Raw genomic sequence first — 23,632 nt, 5'->3', positions numbered from 1 at the left:
ACTTCTGTCTCGGTTCCACGGAATCGAGCGCTACCCATCCGGATGGACACATCAAAACTACTTCTGTCTCGCCCCCACGAAATCTAGCACTTCCCCATCCGTAACGGAACTCAGCGACGTTATTCTGTGGCAAACGGGCCGTTTTTCGTTCGCAACGGAACTGAGAGCCGTTATTTTGCCTAAAACCACTCGTCTCGGCTCAAATTCGGACAAATAAGGGCTCTGGGTTCCGTTACGCTACCAATCAAGGCAATTTTACTCAAATAACGGCGCTGAGTTCCGTTAGGCAAGGGATCGGCACATAGGACTGACCTTTTCAGCAACGCATCAATTCTAGTTCTGTCTCGGTTCCGCGAAATCGAGCAATACCCCATCCGGGTGGACGCACCAGATCTACTTCTATCTCGGCCCACGGAATTAACCGCTCCCCCATCCGTAACGGAACTCAGCGACTCTATTCCGAGGCAAACGGGCCGTTTTTCGTGCGCAACGGAACTGGGAGCCGTTATTTTGCCTAAAACCACTCACCCAGGCCCAAATTCGCACAAATAAGGGCTCTGGGTTCCGTTACGCTACCAATCAAGGCAATTTTACTCAAATAACGGCGCTTAGTTCCGTTAGGCAAGGGATCGGCACATAGGACTGACCTTTTCAGCAACGCATCAATTCTAGTTCTGTCTCGGTTCCGCGAAATCGAGCAATACCCCATCCGGGTGGACGCACCAGATCTACTTCTATCTCGGCCCACGGAATTAACCGCTCCCCCATCCGTAACGGAACTCAGCGACTCTATTCCGTGGCAAACGGGCCGTTTTTCGTTCGCAACGGAACTGAGAGCCGTTATTTTGCCTAAAACCACTCGTCTCGGCTCAAATTCGGACAAATAAGGGCTCTGGGTTCCGTTACGCTACCAATCAAGGCAATTTTACTCAAATAACGGCGCTTAGTTCCGTTAGGCAAGGGATCGGCACATAGGACTGACCTTTTCAGCAACGCATCAATTCTAGTTCTGTCTCGGTTCCGCGAAATCGAGCAATACCCCATCCGGGTGGACGCACCAGATCTACTTCTATCTCGGCCCACGGAATTAACCGCTCCCCCATCCGTAACGGAACTCAGCGACTCTATTCCGAGGCAAACGGGCCGTTTTTCGTTCGCAACGGAACTGAGAGCCGTTATTTTGCCTAAAACCACTCGTCTCGGCTCAATCTCGGACCAATAAGATCTCTGGGTTCCGTTACGCTACCAATCAAGGCAATTTTACTCAAATAACGGCGCTAAGTTCCGTTAGGCAAGGGATCGGCACATACGACGGACTTTTTCCGGATAGACGCATCAAATCTACTTATGTCTCGGTTCCACAGAATCGGGCATTACCCAATCCGTTATGTCTCGACCCCACGGAATCGAGCGTTACCCCATCCGTATGGACACATCAAAACTACTTCTGTCTCGGTTCCACGGAATCTAGTATTTCCCCATCCGTAACGGAACTCAGCGACTCTATTCCGTGGCAAACGGGCCGTTTTCGTTCGCAACGGAACTGAGAGCCGTTATTTTGTCTAAAACCACTCGCCCCGGCCCAAATTCGCACAAATAAGGGCTCTGGGTTCCGTTACGCCCCCAAACAAGGCGATTTTACTCAAATAACGGCGCTGAGTTCCGTTAGCGACAAGCAATCGATCGACTTACGATGGAACCTTTCCTGATAGACGCATCAAATCGTGCAGGGCATTCTTTAAGTATGGGATACGCCATTTGGCACTTTTTACAGAATACTTTCCAAATTCAATAAAAAAACCGCCATTCTAATCCGCCCGCTTTAAGCGATCTTAGAATGACGGTTTGCTATTCTGGTTGCCCTTATATTCTCAGCCTATTCCTTTGTCACCAGTTTCAACGGAGCAGGAATGGACGGTTCTACCGTCTTGCCTTGCAGCACGTCGTAGGCGGCTTGCACGGCCAGTTGTCCGATCAGTTCCGGCTGCTGCGCCACGGTGGCTGTCATTTGGCCCGCTTGAATCGACTTCAGCGCGTCTTCGTTGCCGTCAAAACCGATGACCGGGATGTTTTTCCCGGAACTGCGGATCGCTTCGATCGCACCCAGCGCCATTTCGTCATTGTGGGCAAATACCGCCTGTACGTCGGGATTCGCCTGTAGCAGGTTCTCCATCACATTGAGGCCCTTCACACGGTCAAAATCCGCGGTTTGCTTGGCGATGACGTTCAACTCGCTGTCCGCGACTTCATGGAAGCCCTTGCCGCGTTCACGAGTAGCCGATGCTCCGGCAACGCCCTCGAGCTCAACGACCTTCGCGCCTTTGCCCAGCATTTCTACGATATATTCCGCCGCCATTTTTCCGCCTTTGGCATTATCCGAGGCGACGAGCGCTTCCACTTTCCCTTGATCCGCCGAGCGGTCCAGGGTGATGACCGGAATGCCCAAACTATTCGCCGATTGCACGACCGTCGAGATGGCGGCCGAATCGGTCGGGTTGATCAGCAGCACGTTGACGCCTTTCTGCATCAAATCGTCCACGTCGTTGCTCTGCTTCGCCGAGTCGTTTTGCGCGTCGACGACGATCGTTTCGATCCCGAGCTTTTTCGCTTCATTTACTACGCCGTCCTTCAGGGAAACGAAGAACGGATTGTTCAAGGTTGAAACGGACAAGCCGATTTTCATATCTTTCAGATCCCCGCCCGTTTTCGGCTTGGCCCAACCCGGAGGTTCAAGGGAGCAACCCGTGGTCAGGATCAACAGAAACGCCGCAAGTAATATCGTTAGCTTTTTCATCATTCGTTTCCTCCTTATGCGGATTTTTTCCGGTCAATGAGCACGGCGATCAGGATGACGATCCCTTTGACGACCATTTGGTAGAAGGAGGATACGCCGAGCATGTTCAAACCGTTGTTCAGCGTACCGATAATCAGCGCGCCGATAAGTGTGCCCACGATCCGTCCCCGGCCGCCGGAAAGGCTCGTTCCGCCCAGGACGACCGCCGCGATCGCGTCAAGTTCGTAGGAAGTTCCCGCCGTAGGCTGCGCCGAGTTCAAACGGGAGGTGAGGATGGCGCCGGCCAGTGCGGACAGTAAGCCCGCCAGCGTATAAATCATGATTTTCACGCGGGATACTTTAATCCCGGATACGGTCGCCGCTTTTTCATTGCCGCCGATGGCGTAAGTTTTGCGCCCGAAAGATGTTTTGTGCAGTACGACCCACAGTATGGCAAATGTAATAATCATCGTAATCGCCGGTACCGGAATGCCGAACTGATAGCCCCGGCCGAACAATTGGAACGTTAAGCTGTCTCCGAGCCCGGTGATCGGATTCCCCTCGGTGTATACGAGAGTCAGTCCCCGGAAAATCGTCATTGTGGCCAGGGTCGCGATAAACGGGGCCATTTTCCCTTGCGTAATCAATAGACCGTTGACCATCCCCATCACGCCGCCAAGCAAACAACCGATGATGATCGCCAGAATCGGATCAAAGCCGGCAACCATCATATTGGCCACGAAGGCGCTGGATAACGCCAGGATGGAGCCGACGGACAAATCGATGCCCCCGGTCAAAATGACGAAGGTCATTCCGAATGCGATCAAGGCATTGATCGATACTTGCCGAAACAGATTTAAAATATTCAGCGGTTCCAAAAAGCTTGGATTCAAAATCGAAACGATGACGATCAAAATCACCAGTCCGACCAGCGGCCCCAATTTTTGCGTGAATTGCGAGAGTTGAAAGCCTTTGGCTGTGCTTACTGCATTCTTTGTTGTCATGTTACTGTCCCCCTGTCGCAAGCGTCATAATTTTTTCCTGCGTCGCTTCTTCTTTACTCAGTTCCCCCGTGATGCGGCCTTCGTGAACCACGACGATCCGATCGCTCATGCCAAGCACTTCCGGCAGCTCGGAGGAAACCATGATGATGGCTACGCCGTGGCCGGTCAGTTCATTCATCAGTTGATAGATTTCCCGTTTGGCCCCGACATCGACGCCGCGGGTCGGTTCGTCCAGGATCAGAAGTTTCGGGCCGATCCCCACCCACTTGGCGATGACCACCTTCTGCTGGTTGCCGCCGGATAAATTGCCGGCCGCCGTTTCCGATGAATGGGTTTTGATGTGCAGCCGCTTGATCAGCGATTCCACGAAGGATTTTTCGCTTTGCGCCGAAATCAGCCCCTTGGATGTGAAGCTCTTCAAGCTCGGAAGCACCATATTTTCCCGAACGGAGAAATCGAGCACGAGTCCTTCATCCTTGCGGTCTTCGGTAATGAAACCGATGCCGAGTTTCACCGCGTCGGCCGGCTTCCGGATCACGGCAGGCTTGCCGAATACGGAAACTTCGCCGCTATCCAGCCGGTCGAGACCGAACAAAGCTCTCATGATTTCCGTACGGCCGGAACCCATCAATCCCGAAAATCCGACGATCTCGCCCGACCGGACCTGGAAGCTGATGTCCTGGAACAAGCCTTTGCGGGAGGCATGCTTCACCTCGAGCACTACCTTGCCCGGGGACGGATTGCGGGCAGGATACCGTTCGGTCAGCTCTCTGCCGACCATCTTTTTGACGACTTCGTCAAAGCTAGTCTCCGGAATATCCTTCGTATCTACCGTCCTGCCGTCCCGCATGACGGTAATCCGGTCGCAGATCGTAAAAATCTCCTCCATCCGGTGCGAAATATACACAATCGAAACACCGTCTTTTTTCAGCGACTCGATGACTTCAAACAGCTTCTGGATTTCCCTTTCCGTCAAAGCCGATGTAGGCTCGTCCATGATGATCACTTTCGTGTCGGTCAGCAGGGCCTTGGCGATTTCAATCATTTGCTGCTGGCCCACGGAGCATTCGCCCGCTTCCGAATTCAGCGGGATGTCGACGGATAGTCTTTGGAATTGCGCTTCTGCAAGCGCCTTCATTTCGTCGGTCTTTAGCAGCCCCCACCTGGAAGAAATTTCCCTCCCGATGAACAGGTTCTCCAGTACGGTCATATCAGGCCATACATTAAGCTCCTGGTGAATAAAGGCGATGCCTCTTCGCTCCGCTTCTTTCGGATTCGCAAAATACGTTTCCTCGCCATCGATGAGAATGACGCCTTCGTCCCTGGCATGCATCCCCGTCAAAATATTCATTAATGTGGACTTACCTGCACCGTTTTCTCCCATCAGGGCGTGGACTTCGCCTTCCCGCAGCTCAAAATCCACCCCCGACAGCACCTGGTTGGATCCGAACGCTTTGTGGATCCCTTTCATTTGAATCTGCATAACGGGCCCTCCTTATGAACCGAAATAAACTCCTGATTGCAAAATAATGTTGGCATACGGTTTGGCTTCACCCGTGCGGATAACGACTTTCGCTTTCCGCGTCAATTCCTTAAACTTTTCATGTGGATACTTTTCCACGGGACGGCCTGCAAATTTTTCCTGGATATATCGGAAAGCTTCCGGATTGTCGCTTCGCATTTCTTCCGCAACGACGGCTTTTTCGATCTCCATGTCGGATGCGATCGCATTCACCGTATCCTCGAAACTCGGCGAACCAAGCGTAAGCGCCAGGTCGATCTTCGGCACTCCTTCCGGTACCGGCAGACCGACGTCCCCGATCACGATCGTATCGGTATGACCCAGATCGGCCAGCACTTTGGAAATATGGCTATTTAGGATTCCGTATTTTTTCATTTACATCTGCACCTCCACTTCCTCGCGCGTCGGCATTCCGCCCTGCGCACCGAACTTCGTTACCGATAAGGAAGCGGCCCTGTTGGCAAATCGCACGCTTTCGCGAACCGGCTTTCCTTCGGCCAGGGCAACGGCAAAAGCCGCATTAAACGTATCCCCTGCCCCTGTCGTATCCACGGCCTCCACCTTATAAGCAGGGACGAGCACCTCTTCGTTTCCGTCAAAGTAACGGACCCCCCGGCTGCCTTCCGTGACAAACAGCTTGTTCGGATACTTGCGAAGCGCCTCGGATACATGAAGACCCGGGAATAAAATGTTCGCTTCATGCTCGTTGGGAGTAATGTAAGCCGCGTTTTCGATCACTTCGTCATCCAAGGCCCGGGCCGGTGCAGGATTAAGAAGCAAAGGAATGCCGTTCTTTCGGCAGATCCGGCTGACATGAGTTACGGTTTCCTCCGGAATTTCCTGCTGGATCAGCACCATATCGGCTCCTTCGAAAGCATTTATGGAGCGGTCGATATATTCCGGTGATACTTCATTGTTCGCCGCTTTGACCACGACAATGCTATTGTCTCCCTCCGCCAGAATGATGTGGGCGGTTCCGCTTTCCATATGTGTAACCGGTTCCACATAGTCGGTGGAAACACCGTTGCTTTTAAAATTGTTCAAAATATCTTGGCCGAAGCTGTCGTCTCCCACGCGGCCGATCATTGTCACCGAGGCTCCAAGTCTGGCGGCGGCGACCGCCTGATTGGCTCCTTTGCCGCCGGGCACCGTTTTAAAGCTCTCCCCGAGAACCGTTTCACCGGCTCCCGGACGCTTTGAAGAAGTCACGACTAGATCGATGGAAGAGCTTCCTACCACCACGATTTTAGCCATATCAATCACCCTTTCTGGTCGTATCCCGCTCCGTGAACGAAACGGGCATTTGAATGGTATGTTCTTCGATTTTTTCATGTTCTATCAATTGAATGAGCAGCCTTGCCGCTGCTCTTCCCATATCGTAAGCGGGCTGCCGGATCGTCGACAGCGACGGCGTCACCAGGCTGCTTAACGGAATATCGTCAAACCCGATAATCTGCACGTCCTCCGGAACCCTTTTTCCAAGGCGGAGCGCTTCATGCAATACGGCCGCGGCGATGATGTCGTTACTCGCGATCACGCCGTCGGTGTCGGGATATCGGCCGAACAATTCCTTGGCCCAGGTTTCCGCCTCCGTAAATGAAAAGGACGAAGTTTCGATGACATTAAAGCGCAACCCCAAATCGCTCAGCTGGTCCACCGCGCCTTGAAACCGATCCTGTGCCGGCCGGATATGCTTGGGGCCCTGAATCACCGTCACCTTGCCGCTGCCCCGGGCGACGATTTCGCTGGCGGCCAATTTGCCGCCTTCCCGGCCGTCCGAGTAAACCGAGGGCCGGTTATCCATCGTCCGGTCCAAAAACACGGCCGGAATGTCCAGCTTCCGGTACGTATCGCTATCCGGATAATTCGTGGATGCAATAACGCCTACCACGTTATTTTGTACAAAGGTCTGAATATATTCCCGTTCTTTGTGTAATTTCTCGTCACTGTTGCCGAATATAATCCGAAAATCGTTCTCCTGCATCTCATCCTCTACCCCGCGAGCAAGCTCGGGAAAGAACGGGTTCGTAATGTCCGGCAAAAGCAGGCCGATGAGCCTTGATTTTCGTTTATAAAGAGATCTTGCGACCTCGTTCGGCGCATAGCGCAGTTCCCTGATAGCGGTTTCAACTTTCTTTCGGGTATCTTCATGAACGTAACCCGTCTCATTGATCACCCGCGAAACGGTCGCTACCGACACGCCTGCGTGTTTTGCTACATCTTTAATGGTTGCCATTCCAGCTCTTCTCTCCTTAGTGTGGAACCGGTTACACATATAAGATAGCATATTGAATCCGCTTTAGCAAGACGAAAAGTCCAGGGGCTTATTACCAATCAAGATTGAGGACAACACGTTTCGGAAGCACGACCATCGACTCTATTTATAGAAGAATCATTGCCCAAATAAGGATATTTGTACTACAATAGGATAGAGAAATTTGTCGATTTTAGGTCCTTGGGGGGGAGAAATTCTGGCTATTATCGATGTCATCAAATTTAACGGTATTGCCAATCGTGATTGGCTTGTCTATCGATACCCGGGTGATAGCTTTGTTTATGGTACTCAGCTCATCGTAGCTGAAGGTCAAATCGCCGTATTTGTGAAGGGCGGCAAAGCACTCGATTATTTCGGAGCGGGCACGCATACGCTTAACGCCGACAATATTCCGTTGCTTCAACCGTTGATTAATCTTCCGTTCGGCAAGAGAACGCCGTTCACGGCAGAAGTTTTCTTTATCAACCGAACGGTCAAACTGGATCTTCTATGGGGGACGAGCGATCCCATCAGCTTAATTGATCCTAAATATAATATACGGCTTAGAGTGCGTGCGTTCGGTCAATTCGGGATCAAAATTTCGGATTACCGGGTATTTTTAACCGAGCTGATCGGTGCTTTGGGTGACCGCGATATTGTTAAATACAACGTCGTCACTAATTTTTTCAAAGGGATCACCGTAACACGTGTAAAGACTTTAATCTCCGATACGATTATTAACCGGAAAATATCCGTACTCGAAATTGCACCGCTTCTTGAAGAATTATCAAGCTCTGCGGAGTTCAGCGTTTCCAGCGAATTCGAACGATTCGGAATATCGATCGTTAACTTCTTTCTGTCCTCGGTGAATTTTCCTGATGAAGATTTCGATACGATCAATAAAATTCTTGGCGAGAAGGCCGCCTTTGATATTATTGGCGATAATCGCTATCAAGTGAAACGATCGTTCGACGTCATGGAAACGGCAGCCGGGAATGAAGGCGGAGGGAATGTCGCGGCAGCCGGAATCGGATTAGGTCTCGGGGCAGGCGCCGGATTGGCTGTCGGCAGTTCATTTGCGGGTACGGCCGGGAATGTAATCAATACCCAAGTCCCTAAGACGTCTTGCCAAAATTGTGGGGCAGCGAATGAAACAAACGCCAAGTTCTGCAACAGCTGCGGGCATCAGCTGGCCGCGGAAAAAGTCGAATGCCGCTCCTGCCATGCTTTGCTTGATAAAAACGCTAAATTCTGCTCCGAATGCGGCACATCCATGATGACAAAGAGTTGCCCTGGTTGTAATCACGAAAATGCGCCCGAAGCAAAGTTCTGCGCTCAATGCGGCACGAATTTGGAGGGGTGAAGATGAACAACAATGACTTTTCAATTACCAAACTGTTGAAAATCGCCGGTTGTTTCCTGTTTGACATCGCCATACTGCTCGCTTTCTACCATGGATTTTCTTTATTTGCCATCCTTGAACCCGGCAAGTCAATAGCGATGCTATTCACCCTGATCCTCGGGTTGGGAATTATCAACGCGGCAATTCTTGTGCCGGAGAAGTTTGCCAGACGCTTCGGAATTGTACATACATCTTCAGTCATCCTTTTGTCGTTCTTATATGCGATCATCGCCAATCTCTTATCGGGCTTCCTCATCGCAGGAAGTATCTTCTGGTTTATCGTATGGGAACTTATTATTTTCTCGCTGTTTATATTCTCAATTTCCATAATTGGCTTCTTTGCCAAACGGACGTCGCTGGAACGCGAGAGAGACACGTTCGAACGCGGACACAGCCAGTCGATCCTTGCTCAATTAATGGATATTGAAAATGTATTGCACAGCAAACGGGGGAACCCGGATTTCTCGCAAGTACTTCAATCGTTTAAAGAGTTGAAAGAACGTATCCAGGCTTCCACTCCTTTTGGCAGAATTGTTGATAATCATAGCATTATTGAAATCGAACAGACCGTTCGCAATAACCTGCAGTTTATTTTTCTGCAAAGCAAGCTGGACGATGCCGATTCGGATCCTGAACAAATGAAAAGGACGCTTGACGATACGCACAGGTTAATCAAGAACAGAGAATTATTGAATATTAAATAATCGAGGAGATGTGAATATGAATACGAATCAATGTCCATCCTGTGGAGCGCAAGTCGCTGCACACGCCAAGGAATGCCAATATTGCGGCGGGGAATTAACTCCTATCCCGCAGCAGCAACCACAGTATGCCCAACCTCCGCAGCAACCGATGTATGGCCAGCCGCAAGCGCCGCCGTACGGACAAGGACAGCCTTATTACCAGCCGCAGCCTCCATATGGGCAGCCTCAGCCGGTATATACCGTTCGCAAGAGTAAAGTCGTTGCCGGGTTGCTGGGCATATTTTTAGGCGGTCTCGGTATTCATAAGTTTTACTTAGGCCGCATCGGCTGGGGAATCGTCTATCTAATTTTCTGCTGGACGTATATCCCGGCTATTGTCGGATTTATCGAAGGTATTGTTTACTTGGCTTCTAATGAAGAGAATTTTCATGCAAAATACAGCAGACGATATTCCTGATCATAAACTTATCAACGGTTTAACCAAGGAGCTAACGAGGGCTTTTCCCGCTCGGCTCCTTGTTTTTTTTCGTGACACAAAAAACCTTCTTTCCGCTCCGCGGGTGAGGCGGAACAGAAAGAAGGTTTGCGGTTTTCTGCCCTTGAGAAACCGTCAGATTTTCAACTCCCCAAGCTTGATCAGCTCGACAACCGCTTGCGCACGACCCTTTACATTTAACTTCTGCATAACATTGGATATGTGGTTCCTGACGGTTTTCTCGCTGATAAACAGCTGGCCCGCAATGTCGCGCGTCGTTTTATCCTGCACGAGGAGTTCGAAAACTTCCCGTTCACGATGTGTCAACAGAAATTTACTGTTACGATCGCTGCTCTTCAAAATGCGTCACCCCTCCTTGCTCGGGTTTTGTGGTTTAACAAGGTTAAGGGATACAGTCAACACATTTTATGAAGATACAGGGGCAATGGTGCCGTAACGCACCAAAATGGGCGGCTTTATTTGAAGGCCATCGCCGCACGGACCGCCTTCTTCCATCCTCCGTAAAGCGCTTCCCGGACATTGGTCTCCATCTTTGGTTCAAAGCGGCGGTCAAGGCTCCAGGTCCGGGAAATTTCCTCACGATCTTGCCAGTATCCTACCGCAAGCCCCGCCAAAAACGCGGCTCCCAGCGCCGTCGTTTCCCTAACGACCGGACGCTCCACCGGCACATCCAGGATATCGCTCTGAAACTCCATCAGGAAGCCGTTAGAAACGGCACCGCCGTCTACTCTCATTTTCCGGACCGCATATCCCGAATCCCGCTCCATCGCTCCGAGAATATCCTTCGTCTGATAGGCCAGCGATTCAAGCGTTGCCCGGATAAAATGCTCCTTCGTCGTCCCGCGGGTCAAACCGAACACGGCTCCGCGTACATCGCTGTCCCAATAAGGGCTGCCCAAGCCAACGAATGCGGGCACCACGTACACGCCTTCGGTGGAACTCACGCGGGAAGCATAAGCTTCGCTGTCTTTGGCGTCCCGGAACATGCGCAAACCGTCCCTAAGCCACTGGATCGCCGATCCGGAGACAAAGATGCTTCCTTCCAGCGCATACTCCGCCTTGCCGTCGATTCCCCAGGCGATGGATGTAATCAGGCCGTGCTCGGAAGCGACCGGCTTCTCTCCCGTGTTCATCAGCATGAAGCATCCGGTGCCGTACGTCGTTTTGACCATCCCCGGCTCAAAGCAGGTTTGGCCGAACAAGGCCGCTTGCTGATCGCCCGCCGCTCCGGCAATCGGGATCCGCTCGCCGAAGAAATGGTACGGGACGGTCGTTCCGTAAACTTCCGATGACGGACGGACTTCCGGAAGCATTGCCTTTGGTACGTCAAGCAGCTTTAGCAGTTCGTCATCCCATGCCAATTCGTGGATATTGAACATCAGCGTCCGCGAAGCATTGGAAAAATCGGTGACGTGCAACGCGCCTCCGGACAGCTTCCAAATCAGCCAAGTATCGATCGTTCCGAACAGCAGCTCGCCATTTTCGGCCCGCTCCCTCGAACCCGGGACGTGATCCAGAATCCATTTCACCTTAGTCCCGGAAAAATAAGGGTCGATCAGGAGTCCGGTTTTCGACCGGAATGTGCCGTCCAGTCCGGCCGCTCTTAGTTCCTCGCAAATTTCCGCCGTCTGCCGCGATTGCCACACGATCGCCGGGTAAATCGGAGCCCCTGTCTCTTTATCCCAAATCACCGTCGTCTCCCGCTGGTTCGTGATGCCGATGCCTGCGATCTGCTTTGGCTTCACGCCGGATTCCGACAAGCATGAAGCGATGACGGCCAGAATCGAGCCCCATATCTCATTGGGCTGTTGTTCCACCCATCCGGGCTTGGGAAAATATTGCGGGAACTCGCGCTGGGCCGAGTGTACGACCGCACCTTCCCGGTTGAACAAGATCGCCCTGGAGCTCGTCGTCCCTTGATCCAAAGCAAGAATGTATTTTTCCAAACCGGATTCCTCCCTTTCCATTGTATTGGTATGCTTAATGTTTCTATCATACCTCCGGGCAAGATGTAAGCGCTACTTCTCTTCGTAAAGAAGTTTTCTTCAATAATAAAAGAAGCCTGCCTGCGGCAAGCTCCTTTTGTTTACGGTTTGGCGTGGTTGTGCTCCGTCCGCGCGAACTTTTCGATCACGCCGATCAGCACATCCAGTTCGTGGGGCGTCAAATCCTCGAGATAGGAGCGCAGAACCTTACGCGAACGCTCTCCTGCCTTCTTATAAACTTCGGCCCCCATTTCGGTTACCGAAAGCAACACCGACCGGCGGTCCTGCTCATCATGGCGCCTTGCCACATAACCGCTTTGAACCAGGCGGTCCGTCATTACCGTTATCGCGCTAGGTTTTACATCCAGTTTGTCCGCCAAATAACTGACATTGCACGACCCGTTTCTTGCGATTAAGGCGAGCATATGGTACTGAGGCCCCGTTAATCCGAGCTCAGTATGGTGCATAATTTCACTTTGCATTTTGCGGAACGTTTTCGACCAGGCATTCAGAAGCCGATCAATGTAAGGATCAAAATTTGAATCCACGACATGCCCACCTTTTAGTAAGATGCTTACCATCAGTGTATTATTTCCCCGTCGAAATGACAAGGATTGTTGCATGGATGGGGAAAACTCCTCTTGTATTTATAAAACGAATGTCTTATGATGAAATCAAAATCATTTTCATGATTTTATCGTTATTAATAAAAATTATTTTCAATTCGAATGGATGGTGAATCATTTGTCGACACCGATCCTACACGCACTCGCCATGAACTTGGATACGCTTCCGCCCCAAGAGCGGCGGCTTGGCGAATATATAATCGAAGCGCCTGCCAATGTCGTCCACCTCGGAATTACCGAACTGGCGAACATTTGCGGGATCAGCCCTTCGACCGTGACGCGTTTCTGCAAAACGTTTCACTTTAAAGGTTTTCCCGATTTCAAAATGAAGCTGGCCGGCGAGCTTGCCCATAAACCGCAGGAAGCCCAATACCAGGACGTCATTGCGGGGAATGATCTCCATAAAATCGTCCAGGCTATGGAAGCCAATCATCTGGCATCCATCACGGACACGACGCGCCTGTTGGATATGAATGAACTCCGCCGGGCTGTCGAAGCATTGTGCCAAGCAGGCCGCATCGACCTCTACGGCGTGGCGACATCCTCCATGATCGCTCAGGATTTCTACCAAAAGCTGATTCGAATCGGAAAAAACAGCACCGCTTTTGCCGATTCCCACATGCAGATTACCTCCGCATCCGCGCTCGGCCCGGGAGATGTCGCCTTTGCGATTTCTTACGGCGGGGAAACCCCGGAAACGATCGACGCGTTAAGATGCGCCAAAGACAGCGGAGCCATTACGATTTCGCTGACCCAATACGGTAGCAGCACGCTTGCTTCATTGGCAGATATCGCTTTATTTTCTTCTTCCCTGGAGGAAGGCATGCGCCGCGGAGACATGGCCTCCAGAATCGCGCAGCTGCATGTAATCGATATCCTGTTTACGGGAATGGTAAGTATGAATTTCGAGGATTTCATTCCCAAACTGGAAAGCTCTTATCAAAACGTTCAAATATACAGAAAACGCAGGGAGGGCAATACTCATGCTTAACATTATCAAAGTGAAGGACGAACAGCTGTTTAACGAGACCGGCGCCGGCCTGATCGCCAGCCTGCTCCAATCGAATCCCAAGGCTAACCTGGGGCTCGCCACCGGAAGCACGCCTGTCGGCGTTTACGGAAAGCTGATCGAACTGTACCGCGAAGGTGTCGTCAGCTTCAAGCAAGCCAGCAGCTACAATTTGGATGAATATATCGGACTAGCCGAGAACCATCCGAAGAGCTACCGAACGTTCATGAACGAGCAGCTGTTCAATCATATCGACATTCTTCCGGAAAATACGCATGTTCCTTCCGGCAACGCTGAAAATCCGGCGAAGGCCGCAGACGATTACAACAAGCTTCTCGAAGCTGCGGGGCAAATCGATCTGCAGCTGCTCGGGCTCGGCCATAACGGGCATATCGGCTTTAACGAGCCGGGCGACGTGTTGCAGGGGCCCACTCACATCGTGGAACTGGATGCACGGACAAGACAAGCGAACGCGCGGTTTTTCCCGTCCCTGGACGATGTCCCTACCCATGCGATAACGATGGGAATCGGTTCGATTTTGCAAGCGAAACAAATTCTTCTGATGGCGAAGGGCGCGGATAAAGCCGAAATCGTGGCAAAAGCTCTTAAAGGGCCGATTACGACCCAATGTCCAGCATCCTTTCTTCAAACCCATCCCAATGTCGTAGTCGTGCTTGATCAGGCGGCAGGGGGTCTTGTTTAATGAGCGGAACGGATTTTCTGATTATTCACGCAGACGTTGTTACCCCCCGTGGTATCATTCAGGACGGCGCGGTTTTGGTGCAAGGCGGAATCATCACTTACGTAGGATCGCCTTCGGGAGCCTTGGCAGAAGGAAGCGGCGCGGATTATGAAACCGTCGATGCCGGCGGCGCCTACGTATTGCCCGGATTTATCGACATCCATGTGCACGGCGGAATGATGGAGGATTTCTCCGCCCCGGGCAAAGACGCTTTCGACGCGATTACGAAGCTTCATTGCAGCCAGGGTACGACTTCCATGCTGGCAACAACGATGACGATGCCTAAAGAAACAATCGAGCATGTGCTCGAGGAAGTTCATCGGTATATGGAAAGCCAAATGCCGTATGCCAAATTGGCCGGGGTGCATCTGGAAGGGCCGTTCATCAGCCCCAAATGGCCGGGAGCGCAAAATCCGGCGCATATCGTGCCACCGAACCGGAGCTGGGTGGAAGCTTGGGAAGCCCAGTATCCGGGGCTGATCAAACAAGTCACTTTTGCTCCGGAACGGGAAGGATCGCATGATTTGATCCGCTTCCTTCGCAGAAAAGGCATCGCCGCCGCGGCGGGCCATACGGATGCGACGTATGAAGAAATCATGGCTGCCGTCGAGGTAGGACTACACCACGCCGTGCATATGTTCAATGCCATGACGCCGCTTCATCATCGCAAACCAGGAACTGCCGGTGCGATCCTCAGTACACCGGGGATCAGTGCCGAAATTATCGCGGACGGAATTCACGTGCATAAGGCCGGCATCCAGCTTCTCGCCAGCGTCAAAACCGACCATAATCTGATTTTGATTACGGACGCCATGTCTGCAGCGGGTCTAGGGGACGGGGAATATATGCTGGGCGATCTTCCCGTCATCGTCAAGGACAATGTGTGCACTTTAAAAGAAAGCGAAGGCACTTTAGCCGGGAGTACGCTGACGATGATTCGCGGATTCCGTCATTTGGTCCAGGAGATCGGTCTCAGCGTACAACAGGCTTCCGAAGCGGCGAGCTTGAATCCCGCCAAATTGATTCGGATCGATCATCTCACCGGCTCGGTTGAAACCGGCAAAGCCGCCGATCTGCTGCTCGTCGACAAGGATCTGGAATTGCGGAAAGTATGGGTAGACGGCCGTCTGATCCCTTAAAATCATAACCACCCGTCCAACGGGTGGTTTGCTCTTGGGGTATAACCCCTCGTTGCCAAACTGCGCCTAAAGACGCTAGCCTGACAATAAAGTTGTTCAGGCTCAGTGTTATTTGTCACTTTCACTTACCAGTTAAACTGGTTTACTTCTTCTTGCTACTGTTTCTGCTGAATGGATCTTCATACTCTTTTACACTCAGTTTATCAACTGCTTGATCATGTGCCTCTTGCTCACGTATATATTTTGCGACAGTGGCCTCATTCAAGCCCACCGTGCTGACGTAGTATCCCTCCGCCCAAAATTTCCGATTTCCATATTTATACTTCAGGCTGGCATGCTTCTCAAATATCATTAGTGAGCTCTTTCCCTTTAGATATCCCATGAATGATGATACTGAGATTTTTGGAGGTATTGCCACCAACATATGTACATGATCTGGCATCATGTGACCTTCTATGATCTCCACTCCCTTGTATTTACATAAACGCTTGAATATTTCGATCAAGTCTTTCCTCACTTGATTATAGATCTCTTTCCGTCTATACTTCGGGGTGAACACGATGTGATATTTGCACATCCACTTCGTGTGAGCTAGGCTATAGCTCTTGTTTGCCATCTAAGACCATTCCTTTCATTATTGAGCCTGAACATCTCAATTTTATGGGAATGGTCTTGTTGGTCAAACCCTAGATCCCTCCACCCGCATAGCGGGTGGTTTTTTGTTTCGCACGCTTCGCGAGCTCAACTGGCTAAAGCCATAATAAGAAAGACCGAAGCAGGCGCCCCGGTCTTTTTCTTTTCGTTAGCGGGTTACTCCCCCGGAATAGCCACCGGTCGTAAACCCGGCTCCACCCGCTCCGCCTGTCGTAGTATTGTGCATGCGGTTAGGGGTTGTTGGCGCATAACCGTTCGGGCCGGTCATCGTTCCGGTGCGGTGAGGGAAAACACGATTAATCATGGTTTCGAAATCCGCGATATATCCGTGAAGCGTTGCTCCCCCGCGGGAATGAGTCGCATAGGTTCCGACTTGGTTTACGAATTCCGTATCGCCGGATACATATACGTTACGAATGTGCGGAGCGGACCGTTTCACGACTCTGGATACTTCATCCTTCACATGCTGCGGCACGAAGTCCGTCACTCTTCCCGCCGTCGTTCCGTTCCCCAGGTTATGCATCGTGCCTGTTCCCATGCCTCTCATCGTACCCGTTCCCGCGCCTCTCATCGTACCGGCCCCTACGCCGGTACCGTAATCGTGCCCGGTTGTGCCGTAACCATAGCCGTTCCCTGTCGTGCCGTAGTTCCCCATCCCATAGCCTGTCGTACCGTTAGGAACCGTCGTGTTCCGACCGGTCGTGCCTCCTTGGCCGAGGCCGAATAAATTGCCCACAACGCCCGACCGTCCGTTAAAGCCGCGGCCAAGGCCGTCATCTCCCGCTCCCCGGGTTCCGTATCCGGCACCGTAAGGACCGCCGTAGTTCGTCGTGCCTGTCGTGTTACCAAGCCCTGTCGACATGCCGGACATGCGGGATGTCGTACCCAGAGTTCCTGTACGGGTAGTTCCTGTGGTTCCTGTGGTTCCTGTGGTTCCTGTGGTTCCTGTAATTCCGGGGGTTCCGGTAGTTCCAGTTCCCGTGGTTCCGGTCCGATTCGTTCCGGTCCGATTCGTTCCGGTCCCCGTAGTTCCGGCCCTATCGTGAAGCGTTAGCGCAACATAAGCATCATTGCCTGTTACGACAACATGAGCGCTTCGAACATCGCTCAGCCCGGCAACCTTATTACTTAGCGAAGGGCTGTACGTCAAAGAACGAATGCGCTGGTTTTGGCCGCTGCCGGCACTCCGGGAAAAATTGCGGTTTCCTTGGGGCAGAGAATTCACGTCATAATTGCGTCCGTCATGGTTCCGAACACTCTGCGTCCGGACATTGTTGTTGTCGGTTCTGGTACCGCAGGCCGTAAGTCCGACCATCCCGGCTAAAAGCGCAGCGGACAATGACAAGTTAATCATTTTCTTCATACGCATCGAATGAACATTCCCCTTCCATAGCTATGATGACTGCAGCTATAGAATGGCTCGTCGGGGGCGACGGTATCCTGAAAAGTTTTGACATCGGAACCGCCGGGAAAATTACAATTGACTGTATATCGAGAGCAATTGGGGGCCAATAACCCGAATGTCGTGATGATGTTCCGCATACTTTCTGCCTTCGATTCCTCTTTGCCTGCGTAAGGAACCTGATTGAAGCAATGTTTTCAACACATCGTAAAGGGTATCCGGGCTGGCGTTGCAAACGGGAAGATTCCCGGGAAACGCGTTCAGCAGGTCATCCCTGATATAAGCGATTACGGGCTTCCCGAGCGCCATCGCCTCAACCGCAAGCAATCCGTAGGATCCGCACAGAATCTGGTCGACGATAAGATCCGCTTGGCGGTAAAGAGCCAACGCTTCTTGACGGCCCAGCTTTTCGATCCTCATATAGCGTAAAGGATATTCCGACTTCAGCTTGCCGATGATCTCCTCGATCACCACCGTTCCTTTAAACAGCGGGTCCGTAGGGGCGTGAACGATCAAAGGACATGCTTCATCTTCACTCGGATAAGCGGGAGGATGACGTTCGACATCGATGGCCAGCGGGAGAATGACGACCTTTTTATAGTATGGCTTCACGTATTCAAATACTTCTCGGTCTTGCACGATACCCACCGGTACATATTTTCCGACGAACGTTAATCGGCGCACAATGTCTTCCTCTTTCGGCGAATTGCCGATCCGGACATAAGGATTATGGAGCGAGGCGATGCTTCGCATTCTGACGTCATTGCCCCAATGATGCATGACCATCGGCTTTCCCGCACGTTGGATCAGCTTCAGATCATCCATACCGGGAATCATGGTCATATTGAAGTGAAAATGAAACAGGTCAAAATAATCCAGTGCTTCCCCGAAATTTTTCATCAATTCATATTGGTCCGTGAGCTCAATATTTTCCGTATAATTCTGAAACGTCCGAAAATAATGATATCCGACCGCCTCATGCCCCATTCCGGCTAATTCTTTGCAAAAGAGTCCGACTTGCCCGCCGATTTCCATCGGAGCGTGAACAATTTTCAATTCTGCTCCTCCCCCTTCACCATATACATATATCGATACTTCCTGAAAGAGAAGTGACAAGACATTGACGAGACATATCTGCGTTCTCCCGTTGGGGGGGCTTTCCCCGGAAACATTCTCCTCTTGGACCATATCCGATCTTGCACCGTATGTTCATTATGCAATCCAACCGCATGATCCCGAACCGCTGTTTGAAGGCTTTCTCTTCAACGGACTCGGATCGCGGTCCGGACGGTTTATGTATCCGATGTACGCGGCATACGGCTCCATGGCAGACCAAAGTGATTGGCTCGGTTGGATCGATTCCCTTTTCGCTCCTGACCGCAATTGGGATGCTTTGAGCATCCTTGCGGACCGGCCGCTCGAAATCTGGGTATCGATTCCCTACCCGCATATGCGCCAAACGAATTTTGGAAAAGTACAAGGCACGGAATTGAATTTTCAAATCGCCGAGGATCGGTATGAAGCGGTTGAATGGTGGATCAGCCGGTTTCTGGCACGTTTAAATCAACAAGGCGAACGTTTCGAAAACCTTGTATTTCGCGGCTTTCTTTGGCAAAGGGAGTCCATCGACAAAAACGACGAACCTTTGGTGCAACAAACCAACCGACTCATTGCATCACTTGGCTACCATTCGATTTGGCTGCCGCATTACGGGGGATATGGTTCCTTAAGGCATAAAATGCTGGGCTTTGACGATGCCGCGGTCCATGCCAATTATTACGGAAACGCCGGTTTTGGCGTGGAATGGATCGACCATGCCGCAACAATGGCCAAAACCTGCGGCGCAGGGTTCCAGATCATTTACGGTAAAGGCATTCTATACAACGATACTCACTTTCTTGATTACCTGAACCATGGACTTCCGGAGAAAAACGGCTATATTTCCGACAGCCTGCTCGTTTACCAGTTTCCTAATCTAAGGCTTGCAAACATTCTGGAAACCCGGCCTGAATATTATGAACGGCTTCAAGCGTTCATCAAGGGAAACTATCGAAAAACAACATATCCCGGGATTACGTATTGAGGTCAAAAATAAACATGAGGCTGCCGGAGTCCGATCCCCCGGCAGCCTCTCCATCCTTATATTACACGACAGCTAAAGCATGAACGCGCAGTTCGCCAAGATACTCCCCTGCGGCACCAAAAGGATAAGGCACTTCGGTAGGCGCCGTTACTGTTGTTGTCACCGTAAATCTAAGGGCTGACAATGGGCCGAGCGAAGCAAGCAAGAGCGTATCACCCGAACCAATCGCCACATTTTGTTTGTTTCCTCCGTTGGCAAGGCCTGTGATAATCGGCACGGTGAGAACGACGATACCTAACAGGTTGATTGCTTCCAGGGTAACCGTGGAAGTTGCCGTTTCGTCCGCCGCATAAGCGAAAAATGCCGTAATTGGCAAACCTACCGTAAAGATCGGGAGAAGCCCTGATGGAACCGTGAAGGTAGACACAAGGGTAACGGTCGATCCCGGTCCGTCGAACGGAGAGAAGATATAAGTTCCGTTTCCGTTAATAAAAGGCATTTCCGGGTCTTTCGGCACAACGATCGCCGGCGTAGGCAGGGACCCCGGAGGCGCCCCCGTATCCGCAGTAATCACCGTGTTTGCCGTCGTCGTGAAACCATCCAAGATCAGAGCCATGAATTCACCTCCTTTCGTCATAACCCCGTCTGACTTATCGTCCGACTGTATAACCTATGCTTCATTCCAGCTACCTGATTGGGTCAACTCTCCAAGTGAACTGCTCATTTTTGCGTATTTATGAAAGCTGCCTCCTGTGCAATCATTCCTGTTCCGGTTCCGAGCCGGTATATATGCGATGTATTTTCCAATTTGTCCGTCACATTTCGCGTATCAAAAACGACGGGAGCGTATGCGGCGATTTTGTCGATCGGAATGACGGTATGATCCGTTACAATGATGACGCAATGGGAATTTCGCAATATTTCCTCGTTCAAATCGACGCTTTTGTAAATCTCTCCCCCTACTTCGATCTCATCAATATAAGGATCATGGTAGCTTACTTGATGTCCCGACTGTATAAGCAGGGAAATCAAATCCAGGGCGGGGGATTCACGCACGTCGTTAATATCCCTTTTATACGCAACACCGTAGATGAGCAAATTAGCCTGCTTCGGGGCTTGATGCTTCGCAAGCAACGCCTCCACCCTGCCTGCGATATAATGCGGTGCGTTCCGGTTCACTTCGTCGGCGATTTCGATAAATTTGCTTGTCTTCCCCAGCTTCTGCGCCTTCCACTGTAAGTACAGCGGATCGACCGGAATGCAGTGTCCGCCGATCCCCGGTCCCGGATAATAAGGGGTGAAACCAAAAGGCTTCGTCTTGGCCGCTTCAATCACTTCCCAAATATCGATGTTCATCTCATCGCAGATGGTTGCGAGTTCATTAATAAAGCTGATATTGATCAGCCGGTGGGCGTTTTCCAGCAGCTTTGTGAATTCCGCAACTTCCGGTGACGAGACATTCACCACACTATCGAACACTCTTCCGTACAAATCCCCCGCCCGTTCCAGGCATGCCGGAGTCAAACCGCTTATCACCTTGGATATTTGTTCTACCTTGAAGTCTTCATTCCCGGGATCAATTCTTTCGGGAGAGTAACCGATATGAAAATCAGTCCCAGCATTCAACCCGCTTCCTTGTTCGAGAAGAGGTTTTACGACCTCCCTCGTCGTTCCCGGATAAGTGGAGCTTTCCAGTATAACCAGCTGACCCTTTTGAAGATAACGGCTGATGTCGGCTACCGCCCTTTCCAATATGGTCAGGTCCGGCGAATGCTCTGCATTGAGCGGCGTAGGTACGCATACGATAATGGCATCCACCCCGGTGATGCAATCGGTTTGATCCGTCGGGTGAAACCTCCCCGTTTTCAAACTTTGTTCGAGTTCCTCATCCGTCACATCGGGCAAGTAACTTTTGGCCCGGCACAGCGCCCCGATTTTTCCAAGGTCCTTGTCTACCCCGTACACGGTGAAACCCTTGGAGATAAAAAGCAGGGACAACGGCAGCCCGACATATCCTTGCCCGATCACGGCAATGGTTTGAATCGAATCCCTCGTGTTGCCGGTCATAAATACGTCCTCCTCGGTTCATAATATAGCTAATTCTTTGGTTTGATCGGTTTTCCGGGATTGCCGGCGTACGTTTCTCCGGGAGGGACATCTTTCGTAATGACCGCTCCCGCGCCGACGACCGCATGTTCGCCGATCGTGATCCCTGGCAGCAGGGTGGCGTTGTTTCCGATTCTGGCATGACGCCGGATAACGGGACCTTGATGGCGATAGTTGCCGAGACCCATGTATTTATCGTTGGAGGTGGAGCAGCATGGACCGATAAAAACATGGTCCTCGATCACCATATCGCTGGTGATATACGATGACGTTTGAACGGTAACCCGGCTGCCGATCTCCGTTTTCGGTTCTACGATGACATTGCGTCCGATAATGCTGCTGCTTCCGATGCTGACCCGTTCCCGGATGCTGGCCATGTCGCCTACAAACACATCTTCCCCGAGGGCTACGCCGCAATAGATCACAACGCTGCAGCCGATTTTGACGCGGTCGCCGACCATCAGCGGCGGCAGTTCCGCGGGCGGTTTTAAAGACATTTTGGGATTGGAGGACGGCCTTTTTCCAAGCACGCACAAATCGCCGATCTGCACCCCGCGTCCGATGTTCGTACCTTGCTTGATCACGACGAAATTTCCGATGGCGACATCATCCCCGATCACCACCCCGGGTTCGATGATGACGTGATCGCCGATCGTCACGTTTTTTCCGTAAAGAATCTCTGCGCTTTCGCCCATCTACCGTAAACTCCTTCCCAAAACTTCTTCATATATCGCGATCAGCTGCGAAATCACTTGATCCGCATCATGGTGGTTTTTGACATAGGCAATCCCCTGTCTTCCCCGTTGTTCCCTCAGCTCCGGATGAAGTACCAGCTGCTTCAAGCCGTCATACAGCGTGTCGGGATTACAGGAAAGAATCGGCAAATCGGCCGGAAACTTCGTCACGAGATCCGGACGGATGTAACAGATGACCGCCTTCCCGAGGGCCATCGCTTCGACGCTCAGATTGCCGTATGCGCCGCAAAGCACCTGGTCGATCACGATATCCGCCTCTTTATACAAAGCCATGGCCTCGTCGTGACCCATTCCTTCCACGAGCTTGAAACGAAGCGGGATCTCTTTCCCTAATTGCTCAACCGCTTTGATAATGTGGTTGGTTCCCTTAAACTCACGGTGAGTCGGCGCATGTACGATCAGCGGCGGCTCTTTTTTTCGAAGGGCCGTCTCCATCGGAGTTACGGAGGATGGGATGAACAATCTGGGCAACACGTACACTTTTTTTCCTTCCGCCGCGTAATAATCCGCCACGTAAGGATATAATTCATAATCCTGGACTATCGCCGCCGATACGTGCTTGGCAAAAAACTTCAGGTTTCGTTCGATTTCTTCTTCCGGGAATGAAGATTCCGTATTTACATACGGGTTTTGGTATCCGTTCCAGGCCCTTGCGCGCATATGCGAACGGATATCGTTACCCCGGTGATGCATGATTGCCGCCTTGCCGTTCTCCCTGATCATCCGAATGTCCCGCTTATCCTCAATGAACGTATAACTGTTATGGAAATGGAACAGATCGTAGTTCAAAATGCTGTATTCCAGTAACTTTATGAGCTCGTAGGAATCGGTGGGGATCACCCGGTTATAATTCAAGTAATTCGGAAAATAGTCAAAACCGACGGCATGGATCCCCTTTTTCTTCAAAGCCTCGCAGATCAGCCCGACCTGGCCGGCGATTTCCAGCGGGACGTGCATGATTTTTGCCGGAATCAAT

Annotated in this window: 22 protein-coding genes and 1 pseudogene; 7 read left to right on the top strand and 16 right to left on the bottom strand. The window is 51.4% G+C overall.

Annotated features, from left to right (window positions below; all coding sequences use genetic code 11):
• Nucleotides 1–1,876: 1,876 nt before the first annotated feature.
• From rbsB to ACSFXJ_RS06345, 6 genes are read right to left on the bottom strand one after another with little or no spacing between them, the layout of a single operon-like run.
• Nucleotides 1,877–2,794, bottom strand: a complete 918-nt coding sequence (gene rbsB, locus ACSFXJ_RS06370) for a ribose ABC transporter substrate-binding protein RbsB (protein ID WP_435925689.1) — start codon at nucleotides 2,792–2,794, stop codon at nucleotides 1,877–1,879.
• Nucleotides 2,795–2,808: 14 nt separating this feature from the next.
• Nucleotides 2,809–3,777, bottom strand: coding sequence for an ABC transporter permease subunit (locus ACSFXJ_RS06365; RefSeq protein WP_435924363.1), 969 nt, complete (start codon nucleotides 3,775–3,777; stop codon nucleotides 2,809–2,811).
• Between the two features lies 1 nt (nucleotide 3,778).
• Entirely contained in the window at nucleotides 3,779–5,260 is a 1,482-nt protein-coding gene (locus ACSFXJ_RS06360; RefSeq protein WP_435924362.1) for a sugar ABC transporter ATP-binding protein, read from the bottom strand.
• A gap of 12 nt (nucleotides 5,261–5,272) precedes the next feature.
• A complete protein-coding gene (rbsD, locus tag ACSFXJ_RS06355; protein ID WP_435924361.1) occupies nucleotides 5,273–5,674 on the bottom strand; it encodes a D-ribose pyranase in 402 nt (133 codons plus the stop codon).
• Nucleotides 5,675–6,553, bottom strand: coding sequence for a ribokinase (rbsK, locus tag ACSFXJ_RS06350; protein WP_435924360.1), 879 nt, complete (start codon nucleotides 6,551–6,553; stop codon nucleotides 5,675–5,677). It abuts the gene before it with no gap.
• A 1-nt stretch (nucleotide 6,554) separates the two neighbouring features.
• A complete protein-coding gene (locus ACSFXJ_RS06345; protein ID WP_435924359.1) occupies nucleotides 6,555–7,535 on the bottom strand; it encodes a LacI family DNA-binding transcriptional regulator in 981 nt (326 codons plus the stop codon).
• Nucleotides 7,536–7,737: 202 nt separating this feature from the next.
• Here ACSFXJ_RS06345 and ACSFXJ_RS06340 point away from each other — a divergent pair, with 202 nt between their 5' ends.
• The 3 genes and pseudogenes from ACSFXJ_RS06340 to ACSFXJ_RS06330 form a co-directional block, all read left to right on the top strand.
• Nucleotides 7,738–8,916 carry an SPFH domain-containing protein gene (locus tag ACSFXJ_RS06340; RefSeq protein ID WP_435924358.1) on the top strand — a complete coding sequence of 393 codons (1,179 nt, stop codon included), beginning with the start codon at nucleotides 7,738–7,740 and terminating at the stop codon, nucleotides 8,914–8,916.
• Between the two features lie 2 nt (nucleotides 8,917–8,918).
• On the top strand, nucleotides 8,919–9,659 hold the full coding sequence (locus ACSFXJ_RS06335; RefSeq protein ID WP_435924357.1) for a hypothetical protein: 741 nt from the start codon (nucleotides 8,919–8,921) through the stop codon (nucleotides 9,657–9,659).
• Between the two features lie 244 nt (nucleotides 9,660–9,903).
• Nucleotides 9,904–10,116 (top strand): annotated as a pseudogene (locus ACSFXJ_RS06330) (TM2 domain-containing protein); the annotation flags it as partial.
• Nucleotides 10,117–10,269: 153 nt separating this feature from the next.
• Here the strand turns inward: ACSFXJ_RS06330 and ACSFXJ_RS06325 are convergent.
• The 3 genes from ACSFXJ_RS06325 to ACSFXJ_RS06315 all read right to left on the bottom strand — a co-directional run bounded on the left by ACSFXJ_RS06325 (nucleotide 10,270) and on the right by ACSFXJ_RS06315 (nucleotide 12,688).
• Nucleotides 10,270–10,494 (bottom strand): helix-turn-helix domain-containing protein, encoded by a 225-nt coding sequence (locus ACSFXJ_RS06325; protein WP_009225122.1) that lies wholly within the window; start codon nucleotides 10,492–10,494, stop codon nucleotides 10,270–10,272.
• Nucleotides 10,495–10,610: 116 nt separating this feature from the next.
• Nucleotides 10,611–12,101 (bottom strand): glycerol kinase GlpK, encoded by a 1,491-nt coding sequence (gene glpK, locus ACSFXJ_RS06320; RefSeq protein ID WP_435924356.1) that lies wholly within the window; start codon nucleotides 12,099–12,101, stop codon nucleotides 10,611–10,613.
• Between the two features lie 140 nt (nucleotides 12,102–12,241).
• Entirely contained in the window at nucleotides 12,242–12,688 is a 447-nt protein-coding gene (locus tag ACSFXJ_RS06315; protein WP_435924355.1) for a MarR family winged helix-turn-helix transcriptional regulator, read from the bottom strand.
• A 184-nt stretch (nucleotides 12,689–12,872) separates the two neighbouring features.
• Here ACSFXJ_RS06315 and ACSFXJ_RS06310 point away from each other — a divergent pair, with 184 nt between their 5' ends.
• From ACSFXJ_RS06310 to nagA, 3 genes are read left to right on the top strand one after another with little or no spacing between them, the layout of a single operon-like run.
• The gene (locus ACSFXJ_RS06310; protein WP_435924354.1) at nucleotides 12,873–13,757 is read left to right on the top strand and encodes a MurR/RpiR family transcriptional regulator; all 885 of its coding nucleotides are present in this window, start codon (nucleotides 12,873–12,875) and stop codon (nucleotides 13,755–13,757) included.
• Complete coding sequence (gene nagB, locus ACSFXJ_RS06305) at nucleotides 13,750–14,478, top strand: glucosamine-6-phosphate deaminase (protein ID WP_435924353.1); 729 nt, start codon at nucleotides 13,750–13,752, stop codon at nucleotides 14,476–14,478. The genes ACSFXJ_RS06310 and nagB overlap by 8 nt, the downstream gene beginning before the upstream one ends.
• Nucleotides 14,478–15,656, top strand: a complete 1,179-nt coding sequence (nagA, locus tag ACSFXJ_RS06300) for an N-acetylglucosamine-6-phosphate deacetylase (RefSeq protein WP_435924352.1) — start codon at nucleotides 14,478–14,480, stop codon at nucleotides 15,654–15,656. Before nagB ends, nagA begins: the two co-directional genes overlap by 1 nt.
• Before the next feature lie 142 nt (nucleotides 15,657–15,798).
• Here nagA and tnpA read toward each other — a convergent pair whose 3' ends face one another.
• The 3 genes from tnpA to ACSFXJ_RS06285 form a co-directional block, all read right to left on the bottom strand.
• Nucleotides 15,799–16,272: an IS200/IS605 family transposase gene (gene tnpA / locus ACSFXJ_RS06295; RefSeq protein ID WP_025848656.1), complete on the bottom strand. Its 474-nt coding sequence runs from the start codon at nucleotides 16,270–16,272 to the stop codon at nucleotides 15,799–15,801.
• 186 nt (nucleotides 16,273–16,458) lie between these two features.
• Nucleotides 16,459–17,679, bottom strand: coding sequence for a YhcN/YlaJ family sporulation lipoprotein (locus ACSFXJ_RS06290; RefSeq protein WP_435924351.1), 1,221 nt, complete (start codon nucleotides 17,677–17,679; stop codon nucleotides 16,459–16,461).
• Between the two features lie 105 nt (nucleotides 17,680–17,784).
• Entirely contained in the window at nucleotides 17,785–18,768 is a 984-nt protein-coding gene (locus ACSFXJ_RS06285; RefSeq protein WP_435924350.1) for a glycosyltransferase, read from the bottom strand.
• Nucleotides 18,769–18,832: 64 nt separating this feature from the next.
• On the opposite strand from ACSFXJ_RS06285, the gene ACSFXJ_RS06280 reads away from it, so the two are divergent.
• Nucleotides 18,833–19,795, top strand: a complete 963-nt coding sequence (locus ACSFXJ_RS06280) for a DUF4855 domain-containing protein (RefSeq protein ID WP_435924349.1) — start codon at nucleotides 18,833–18,835, stop codon at nucleotides 19,793–19,795.
• A gap of 61 nt (nucleotides 19,796–19,856) precedes the next feature.
• On the opposite strand, the gene ACSFXJ_RS06275 is transcribed toward ACSFXJ_RS06280, so the two are convergent.
• The 4 genes from ACSFXJ_RS06275 to ACSFXJ_RS06260 form a co-directional block, all read right to left on the bottom strand.
• Nucleotides 19,857–20,411 (bottom strand): hypothetical protein, encoded by a 555-nt coding sequence (locus ACSFXJ_RS06275; protein WP_435924347.1) that lies wholly within the window; start codon nucleotides 20,409–20,411, stop codon nucleotides 19,857–19,859.
• A gap of 104 nt (nucleotides 20,412–20,515) precedes the next feature.
• Nucleotides 20,516–21,862 carry a nucleotide sugar dehydrogenase gene (locus ACSFXJ_RS06270; protein ID WP_435924346.1) on the bottom strand — a complete coding sequence of 449 codons (1,347 nt, stop codon included), beginning with the start codon at nucleotides 21,860–21,862 and terminating at the stop codon, nucleotides 20,516–20,518.
• Between the two features lie 29 nt (nucleotides 21,863–21,891).
• A complete protein-coding gene (locus ACSFXJ_RS06265; RefSeq protein ID WP_435924345.1) occupies nucleotides 21,892–22,596 on the bottom strand; it encodes a DapH/DapD/GlmU-related protein in 705 nt (234 codons plus the stop codon).
• A complete protein-coding gene (locus tag ACSFXJ_RS06260; protein WP_435924344.1) occupies nucleotides 22,597–23,631 on the bottom strand; it encodes a glycosyltransferase family protein in 1,035 nt (344 codons plus the stop codon).
• Nucleotide 23,632 lies beyond the last annotated feature (1 nt).

It is taken from the genome of Paenibacillus salivarius (genome assembly GCF_051307165.1).
Lineage (GTDB): Bacteria > Bacillota > Bacilli > Paenibacillales > Paenibacillaceae > Fontibacillus.
The sequence above is the reverse complement of the archived record's forward strand: the minus strand, read 5'-3'. Positions and strand labels throughout refer to the sequence as shown.